This is a genomic window from Streptomyces phytophilus (assembly GCF_013870535.1).
In the GTDB taxonomy this organism is placed as follows: Bacteria; Actinomycetota; Actinomycetes; order Streptomycetales; family Streptomycetaceae; genus Streptomyces; species Streptomyces phytophilus.
Genome location: NZ_JACBXC010000997.1, coordinates 1 through 2265, shown reverse-complemented (window position 1 = coordinate 2265; position 2265 = coordinate 1). Strand labels below are relative to the sequence as shown.

Annotated in this window: 3 protein-coding genes; all 3 read left to right on the top strand. The window is 74.7% G+C overall.

Annotated elements, in window-relative coordinates; genetic code table 11:
* On the top strand, positions 1-269 hold a 269-nt coding region (locus H5J30_RS28235; protein ID WP_181790117.1), incomplete at its 5' end, for an ACT domain-containing protein.
* 36 nt (positions 270-305) lie between these two features.
* Positions 306-1370, top strand: a complete 1065-nt coding sequence (gene thrC / locus H5J30_RS28230) for a threonine synthase (protein ID WP_181790118.1) — start codon at positions 306-308, stop codon at positions 1368-1370.
* Positions 1371-1824: 454 nt separating this feature from the next.
* On the top strand, positions 1825-2265 hold a 441-nt coding region (locus H5J30_RS28225), incomplete at its 3' end, for a GHMP family kinase ATP-binding protein (RefSeq protein ID WP_445194965.1).

Here is a 2265-nt window from a genome sequence, read left to right as displayed (position 1 = left end):
TGGCGCCGCCCGACGAGGTCGTGACGCGGTACCACATCAGCCTGGACGTGGCCGACCGGGCGGGCGTGCTCGCCCACGTGGCCGCGGTCTTCGCCGAGCACGACGTGTCCATCGACACGGTCAGGCAGCAGGGCAAGGACGGCGAGGCGTCGCTCGTGGTGGTCACGCACCGGGCGACCGACGCCGCGCTCGCGGCCACGGTCGAGGCGCTCCGGCAGCTGGAGACCGTGCGCGGCGTGGCGAGCACCATGCGGGTCGAAGGGGAGTGACGTAAGGAAATGGACGCAGTGATCGACGAACCACGAATGTCCGGCACCCGCCAGTGGCGCGGTGTCATCGAGGAGTACCGCGACCGGCTGCCGGTCAGCGGGACGACCCCGGTGGTGACGCTCCGGGAGGGCGGGACCCCGCTGGTGCCGGCCCAGGTGCTCTCCGAGCGCACCGGGTGCGACGTGCACCTGAAGGTGGAGGGCGCCAACCCCACCGGATCCTTCAAGGACCGCGGCATGACGATGGCGATCTCCGTGGCGAAGGAGTCCGGCGCCCGGGCGGTCATCTGCGCCTCGACCGGCAACACCTCGGCCTCCGCGGCCGCCTACGCGGTACGGGCCGGGCTGACCTGCGCCGTGCTGGTGCCGCAGGGCAAGATCGCGCTGGGCAAGATGGGCCAGGCGCTGGTGCACGGCGCGCGGATCCTCCAGGTCGACGGCAACTTCGACGACTGCCTGACGCTGGCCCGCGCGCTCAGCGAGAAGTACCCGGTGGCGCTGGTGAACTCCGTCAACCCGGTGCGGATCGAGGGCCAGAAGACCGCCGCCTTCGAGGTCGTGGACGCGCTCGGGGACGCCCCGGACATCCACGTCCTGCCCGTCGGCAACGCCGGCAACATCACCTCGTACTGGAAGGGCTACCGCGAGTACCGCGCGGACGGCCTGGCCACGCACACCCCCCGGATGTGGGGCTACCAGGCGGCCGGCGCAGCGCCCATCGTGCGCGGCGAGCCGGTGAAGGACCCGAGCACACTGGCCACCGCCATCCGCATCGGCAACCCCGCCTCGTGGGAGCTGGCCGAGCGGGCGCGCGACGAGTCCGGCGGGCACATCGAGGCGGTCACGGACCGGCAGATCCTGCGGGCGTACAAGCTGCTGGCCGCGCAGGAGGGCGTCTTCGTCGAGCCCGCCTCGGCGGCGAGCGTCGCGGGGCTGCTCCAGGCCACCGAACTGGGCCTGGTCGACCCCGGCCAGCGGATCGTGTGCACGGTCACGGGCAACGGCCTGAAGGACCCCGACTGGGCGGTCGCCGGCGCCCCGCAGCCCGTCGCCGTGCCGGTCGACGCGGACGCGGCGGCGGAGCGGCTGGGGCTGGCCTGACCGGGGCCCGCCCGCGGCCCGCGCCCGAGCCGGGCGGCATACCGGCGTACGGCCCGGGCATCCGCCCGTACGGCCCCGGCGGACCCGCGTACGGGCCGGGCGCACCGGCGTACGGCCCCGGCGGCAGCCCGTACGGCCTGGGCAGACCGCCGTACGCACCACCGCCGCGGGCCCCGGCGCACCGGCCGTCCCGCCGTCCGCCGGGGACGTGCGCGGGCCGCGCATCGCGCGCCTCCTGTGCGCCCTATGTCGCAGGGGAACCCACCTTCGATAAGCTGGTGTTGAGCCCGCCGGTCGAGTGTCCCGGGCACCCCCTTCCGCATGCCGCCCGTACCGTTCGTCCGCGCGCGCACGGCGTGCCGCGGGGGCGCCGGTCGGGCACAGTCGTAACCGAGCTGATTTCCCCCACCGCCCGGGAGACCGGGTGAGAGTCACAAGGAGAGTCACGCAAGCGATGGCCGGTCCAGCCTTCCGCGCCGCGCCCGTACGCGTCCGCGTGCCGGCGACCAGCGCCAACCTCGGCCCCGGCTTCGACACGTTCGGACTCGCCCTCGGGCTCTACGACGACGTGGTGGTCCGCGTCGCCGAGTCCGGACTGCACGTCGACATCGCCGGCGAGGGCGCGGAGAACCTGCCGCGGGACGAGTCACACCTGCTCGTACGGGCCATGCGCAGCGCCTTCGACGCGCTGGGCGGGCAGCCGCGGGGCCTCGAAGTGGTCTGCGCGAACCGGATTCCGCACGGCCGCGGCCTCGGTTCGTCCGCCGCGGCGATCTGCGCCGGCATCATCGCGGCGCGGGCGGTGACGATAGGCGGCGTCGAACGGTCCGGCGCCCTCGACGCCCCCGAGCGGGCGGCGCTGCTGGAGCTGGCGACGGAGCTGGAGGGCCACCCC

What these genes read in the sequence shown, in the direction of transcription:
- thrC (WP_181790118.1), top strand. Translation starts at nt 306, where the DNA reads ATGTCCGGCACCCGCCAGTGGCGCGGTGTCATCGAGGAGTACCGCGAC.